Annotated in this window: 5 protein-coding genes; 2 read left to right on the forward strand and 3 right to left on the reverse strand. The window is 44.5% G+C overall.

The window, feature by feature from the left end; translation table 11 throughout:
- Positions 1 to 151: 151 nt before the first annotated feature.
- Entirely contained in the window at positions 152 to 1,441 is a 1,290-nt protein-coding gene (locus EI162_RS12960) for an adenylosuccinate synthase (protein ID WP_192524740.1), read from the reverse strand.
- A 134-nt stretch (positions 1,442 to 1,575) separates the two neighbouring features.
- A complete protein-coding gene (locus EI162_RS12965; protein ID WP_192524741.1) occupies positions 1,576 to 2,883 on the reverse strand; it encodes an ATP phosphoribosyltransferase regulatory subunit in 1,308 nt (435 codons plus the stop codon).
- Positions 2,884 to 3,398: 515 nt separating this feature from the next.
- Between EI162_RS12965 and EI162_RS12970 the strand changes: the two genes are divergently transcribed.
- Together EI162_RS12970 and corA are read left to right on the forward strand one after the other, a co-directional pair.
- On the forward strand, positions 3,399 to 3,788 hold the full coding sequence (locus EI162_RS12970; RefSeq protein ID WP_192524742.1) for a DUF2237 family protein: 390 nt from the start codon (positions 3,399 to 3,401) through the stop codon (positions 3,786 to 3,788).
- A gap of 33 nt (positions 3,789 to 3,821) precedes the next feature.
- On the forward strand, positions 3,822 to 5,045 hold the full coding sequence (gene corA / locus EI162_RS12975; protein WP_192524743.1) for a magnesium/cobalt transporter CorA: 1,224 nt from the start codon (positions 3,822 to 3,824) through the stop codon (positions 5,043 to 5,045).
- A 246-nt stretch (positions 5,046 to 5,291) separates the two neighbouring features.
- On the opposite strand, the gene folD is transcribed toward corA, so the two are convergent.
- Positions 5,292 to 6,170 carry a bifunctional methylenetetrahydrofolate dehydrogenase/methenyltetrahydrofolate cyclohydrolase FolD gene (gene folD, locus EI162_RS12980; RefSeq protein WP_192524744.1) on the reverse strand — a complete coding sequence of 293 codons (879 nt, stop codon included), beginning with the start codon at positions 6,168 to 6,170 and terminating at the stop codon, positions 5,292 to 5,294.
- Positions 6,171 to 6,361: the final 191 nt, after the last annotated feature.

The raw sequence follows: 6,361 nt of genomic DNA on the forward strand, positions 1-6,361 counted from the left end.
GAAGGAACAGGACTATTTTTTGCCACTTCATAGCCAAAACTATCGCGCTTAGAATGACTAAACTTACTATTTTTGGCGTCGAATTGCCTAAAAAATAGTCTCTGTCAGTTCCTTAGCTGAATTCTATACAGCCCCTAGCTAAAAAACTTATTTACACATCATACGGGTCACGTAGAACGATTGTTTCTTCGCGGTCAGGGCCGGTTGAGATGATATCAACAGGGCAACCAATCAACGCTTCTATACGTTTGATATATTTTTTGGCATTTTCTGGTAGATCGTCATAATTGGTGATACCAACCGTTGACTCGCTCCAGCCTTCTAGCGTTTCGTACTTAGGTGTTACCGCTTCATAGAACTCAGCATCATGCGCGCCGGCACACTCAGTTTCAGGTAGGTTATAACCTACGCCGATTAACAGCTCTTCCAAACCATCTAATACGTCAAGTTTGGTCAAGCAGATACCTGACATAGAGTTCAATACCACAGCACGGCGTAGAGCTTCAGCGTCGAACCAACCACAACGACGTGCGCGGCCTGTCGTTGCGCCAAACTCGTGACCGACTTTGGCCAAATGCGCGCCAACATCATCAAATAATTCAGTTGGGAACGGACCGCTACCGACACGCGTAGTGTAAGCTTTGGTGATACCAAGGACATAATCTAAGTACAACGGACCGATACCTGTACCCGTCGATACGCCGCCCGCTGTTACGCTTGAGCTGGTCACAAACGGATAAGTACCGTGGTCGATATCGAGTAATGTCCCTTGCGCACCTTCAAACATCAGGTTTTTGCCAGCAAGGCGAAATTGGTTCAAATCTTCAGTGACATCAGTAACCATGCCTCTGATTTCTTCTTTCCATTCTTGGCAAAGCTTAAATGTCTCATCAAAATCAATCGCGTCAACTTTATAGTACTGCGTCAATTGGAAGTTATGGTATTCGATTAGGTTACGTAGTTTTTCTTCTAAATCATCACGGAATAAATCAGCAAGCTTGATTGCACGGCGCGCTACTTTGTCTTCATAAGCAGGACCGATGCCGCGACCCGTCGTCCCGATTTTTCCAGTGCCACGTTTGGCTTCGCGCGCTTGGTCTAATGCGACGTGATATGGCATGATAAGTGGGCAGTTCGGTGAAATGCGTAGACGCTCACGTACTGGGACGTTATTGGCTTCTAATTCTTTCATCTCTTTTAGCAAGGCATCAGGTGCTAACACCACACCGTTACCGATGAAGCAGGTGACGCCTTCACGTAAAATACCTGATGGGATTAAATGTAGGACGGTGGTTTTGCCATCGACAACTAACGTGTGACCAGCATTATGTCCGCCTTGAAAGCGAGCGACTGCTGAGGCTTTTTCGGTCAGTAAATCGACGATTTTACCCTTACCTTCATCGCCCCATTGGCTACCCAAAACTACGACATTCTTACCCATGATCAATCCTTACCTTTGTCTATTGAGGTGTGTGCAATAACGGTTTAAAAACTAAAATTATGTTAAAACTGCTTATCATCTAAAACAGTTATGATGTATTTACTATATGCTTTTAACTGAACGCGCGCTAATTTTTAAATAGCGTTTAACTGCCAGTGATTATCTATAAAGCTTAAACGATGCGTTGTATTAGCTGGGCGGTCTTCGGCGTTTAACGGCATAGTGACGCGATAGCCTTGCTGACGTAAGCTTGCCACTTGTTGCAACAGTGTTTGCATCTGCACTTGGTCCGCGCTGCTTGACGCGTCATAATCAACCAGCACGACGGTTGGTGCATCAAGCTGAGTATGAGCCAGCAAGCGGCTGACATCCATACTAAAGCCAGTGGCTTCGCGTATTTGATCGCCTGCTAATTGACTGCCACTCTGCATTCCATCAAAACGCCCACCACGAACCAACGGCTGGGTTTCACTATTGATATAACCGTTGAATACAATACCTGTGTGGTAGTGATAGCCTGACAGCTCCGTCACATCGATACTTACGGCACAGTCCCATTGATCCTGTAGATGTGTTTTTAGGCGTTGTAACTCGTCAATGGCCGTCGCAATCTGAGTATCTTGCTGCGCGGTAGTGGACAGCTTCGCCAATAAGTTTGTAATGTCATGACCAAAACGCGCTAGCGCATAAAAATCATCACCCATTGGCAGTGCTTGGCAAATGCGCTTAAGCTCTGGTAGGTTTTTATTGGCGTACAAATGCATCAAGCGTTCAGTGTCATTATCTGGTAACTCGGCAAATTCAGCCAAGCGCTTAAATATTGCCACATGACCCAGATCGACGTGCAATGCAGCGCTCATATTTAGCGTATTTACCATGCTAAACAACACATCTATCAGCTCAATATCGGCGGCAAGTGAGGCACAACCAAATATTTCCGCCCCCAATTGCAGCGGCGTACGTGAGCCAAAAAGACCTGATGGCAAGGTATGAATCACATCCCCAGCGTAGCAATAACGCGCAATACCTGATCCACCATGATGCGCATCGATACGTAAAATCTGCGGGGTGATATCGGCACGCAAACCCATCAATCGACCGGTTAATTGATCGATAATTTTAAAGGTTTGGCGTTTTAAATCTTCTGAGGCGTCACTCAACAATGATTCAGTGAACTCAATCATCGGCGGGCTCACCAGCTGATAGCCGTGCGTAATAAGCTGCTGAGTCAGCTGGTACCTAAGTACTTCTTGCTTATGCGCATCTTCAAATAACACATCAACAACCCCATCAGGCAACAGCCAGCTATTGGCCACGTCGCTGGCAAAGTTACTTAAGTATGGGGTGCTATTGGGAGCAGCAGCGTGGTTAACAGGCGGAGTCGCTGCTGTATTGATCGTACTTGACTGGGCAGGTTTTGCAGAATCAGAACTGACAGACACAATAAATCCTTGTTTGGCGTATCGCTTACCAAAAACGCGTTAGTGATGCGGTACTTAGATGCGGTACTTAAAGGTTATATTTACCATTGCATTGACGCCGTGCATTTTTATTTTTAACGCGCAACATCATTGACCCAATTATTTATAAACAAACTAGGTAACCGCAAAATGGTGAGTAATAAGTGTAATTTATAATGATAAGACGAGTATATTTATACGCTAATAAACGGCAATAAATAATCAAGGCACTTTATGCTTTAGTTTAGCATAGCAGGCAAGGTTCGCCTAGTGACAATTGGCCGCCATCACTATCTAATTATGCCTCATTGGTGTTAAAGATAGGCTAATTATTAGCGCATTATATCGATAATCGGTTAAGTAAGAATAATAGCACTGTTTCTGTATAATAAAGCACGTTTTTAATAAAATCATGAGCTTGGCTAGGACATTCCTTAGGGCATGTCCTCGACTCAGACTCATGTTACACTAAGCCATATTTTTATCTCGGAAGCCTTATGTCATCTGATTACCACCCAAACCCAGCCATTAATCAATCAAACGTTTTGGGCACGGCCCTTGCCAGCTGCTGCTTTGACCCTATCACCGGCTATTACCGCAATGGCTTTTGTCATACTGGCAATCATGACGTCGGTCAACATACCGTTTGCGCCAAGATGACCAGTGAGTTTTTAAACTTTTCTGCCAGTCGCGGTAATGACCTTATCACCCCGCTGCCTGAGTATGGGTTTGCTGGCCTTAAACCCGGTGACTACTGGTGTATTTGTGCGTTACGCTGGATTGAATCGCTAGACTTTGACATTGCGCCACAAATAAAACTGGAAGCTTGTCATGAGAGCTTGTTGAGCCTGGTCGATATTGAGACTTTAAAAAACTATGCGCTGTAGCAAAGTTATTTTAATTAGACTAAAGGAGAGGGTATGAACCAAGATGACGACTTGATTGTCGAACCGACAACTCGTATCACACCTGACTCTACTGTCGGTCTGACTGACGCAAACATGAAGGCTGAAAATTCTTATTCAGATGACCATGATAACTATGACAGTTATATTTATGGCGATACGGATGCGACGATTGAAGACACTATTGAAACGATGACTGTCTATGATCCAGACTCTGAGCGCTATGAGGATATCGATTTATCTAGTGATGGTGAAGTGGTCAATTGCTATGCTTACTCACGTAAAACCGGTGAAAAACTCGATAAGATAGCGCTCAACGATGTCAGTCGTGCCTTGAATAACAATGGTCAATTTATTTGGCTCGGTCTATATGATCCCAGCTTAAAAACCATGGTCAAAGTCAAAGAAGCGTTTGGTCTGCATGAATTGGCGATTGAAGATGCATTTGCCGACCACCAACGTGCCAAGGTTGAGAACTACGATAACGATATGGTGTTTGTGGTATTACGTACCGCCAAGCTCGAAGACAATGTCATTCGCTATGGCACCACCGCGATATTTATGGGTAAAAACTACCTAATTACCATCCGCAATGGCCCATCAAACTCCTACGCGCCAGTCCGTGAACACTGCCACCGCCGCCCAGAAAAGCTGCGTATGGGACCAATATTTGTGCTGCATGCGATTCTCGATTTTATCGTCGATAACTATATGCCGGTCACCGATCGCTTGGGCAGTTATTTACGTGAGCAAGAACGTAATATTTTTACTTATGAATTCAATAAAGAAACGCTTAGAAACTTATATGAATTAAAATCGCAATTAGTACATATGCGCGCGGTTATTCTGCCGGTACAAGATATTTGTAGCTATTTTATCAATCACGATAACAGTGACTTAATTTCACCCTTTTCTCATGCTGCCAAACCTTATTTTCGTGACGTCAATGACCATTTATTGCATTCTTTAGATGCCATTAATGGACTCAATGAGATGCTAAGCGTGGTGATGAACACCTATCTTGCTATGGTCAATATGGGGCAGAATGAAGTGGTTCGCAAACTTGCCGCTTGGGCGGGTATTTTAGCGGTACCGACGGCGATTGCGGGAATTTATGGTATGAACTTTGACTTTATGCCAGAGCTACATTGGGAATATTCCTACCTTGTTATCATGGCAGTGATTGGCTCGCTGTGTGGCTTTTTATACCTAAACTTTAAGCGTTTGGGCTGGTTATAATACCAAATCCAAAAAGTAAAATTGGCTATAATAAGCATAGACCATGCTTATTATAGCCAGTGAGCAGTAATATCGATACATCACCTACTATTGGTATAACTTTTTCTTGCTTGCTGTGCCTATGCAGACAGAGCCGGCAAAAAATTTATACCAACAGTAGCATCTCAGTCAGTAGCATCTCAGTTTTAAAGTGAATCTAGTATATGTGCTTTAACAATAACGATATTTCTAGTAACAGCTTATGGCTTATAAACCCGCAGCTTTTTCAGCAGCATCAACGGTCTGGCGGATCAGCGTATTGATGGTCATCGGCCCTACGCCACCTGGCACAGGTGTATAAGCACTAGCGATATCTGCCACACCCTGCATTTCGATATCACCAACGCCGCCGTTATCAGTGGGATGAAAACCTGCATCGATAACCACAGCGCCCGCTTTAATCCACTCCGCTTTAATTAATTCAGGCACACCCACTGCCCCAACCACGATATCAGCGCGTTTAATATGAGATGCTAAATCCTGCGTTCTTGAATGGCAAATCGTCACCGTACAGTTGGCATTTAATAGCATCATCGCCATTGGTTTACCTAGAATAGCACTACGACCGACGACGACCGCCTCTAAACCTGCCAGCTCAATATCATAATGCTCTAATAAATGCATGATACCTTGCGGGGTACATGAGCCATAAGCAGACTGCTGCATCGCCATACGACCAAAGCCCAGACAAGTCACACCATCAACGTCTTTCCTAAGGTCAATCTTCTCAAAACAAGCGCGTTCATCGATATGCTCAGGTACTGGGTGCTGTAGTAAGATGCCATGAACGTCAGGATTGTCATTCAGCTCGTTTACCTTAGCCATCAACTGCTCTGTCGTCGTGCTATGTGGCATCTCTACTTTGATAGAACTCATACCCACCCGTTTACAGGCATTGCCTTTCATACGCACATAAGTCGCAGAGGCAGGATCTTCACCGACCAATATCGTCGCTAAAATCGGTGTACGCCCTGTTTTAGCTTTAATAGCGTCTACACGCGTACTCAGTTGCTGTTCTATTTGTTTGGCAAGTGCTTTGCCATCCAAAACGGTGGCGGACTCTTGGGCAGTAGACGCAATAGACATAGGAACTCCAATAGAGGGTACGATAAAAAAGTAAAGACAGCGCCCGCAACTACTTGCATGCCTGTCTTATGCTTGGTCAATGTATGATTAGGGTTTATATTGTACCTGTCTGCGCCAAAAAATCCTAGCGCACAATTTGACTTCCTCCCCTCCCTAAACGGAGGGGATTCCTACCGCTAGACGCTCAAGCC

It is taken from the genome of Psychrobacter sp. FME6, from assembly GCF_014861365.1.
Taxonomy (GTDB): domain Bacteria; phylum Pseudomonadota; class Gammaproteobacteria; order Pseudomonadales; family Moraxellaceae; genus Psychrobacter.

Excerpts from the sequence above, each read along its gene's own strand:
- EI162_RS12960 (WP_192524740.1), bottom strand. The coding sequence starts at position 1,441 with ATGGGTAAGAATGTCGTAGTTTTGGGTAGCCAATGGGGCGATGAAGGT.
- EI162_RS12970 (WP_192524742.1), top strand. The coding sequence starts at position 3,399 with ATGTCATCTGATTACCACCCAAACCCAGCCATTAATCAATCAAACGTT.
- corA (WP_192524743.1), top strand. The coding sequence starts at position 3,822 with ATGAACCAAGATGACGACTTGATTGTCGAACCGACAACTCGTATCACA.
- folD (WP_192524744.1), bottom strand. The coding sequence starts at position 6,170 with ATGTCTATTGCGTCTACTGCCCAAGAGTCCGCCACCGTTTTGGATGGC.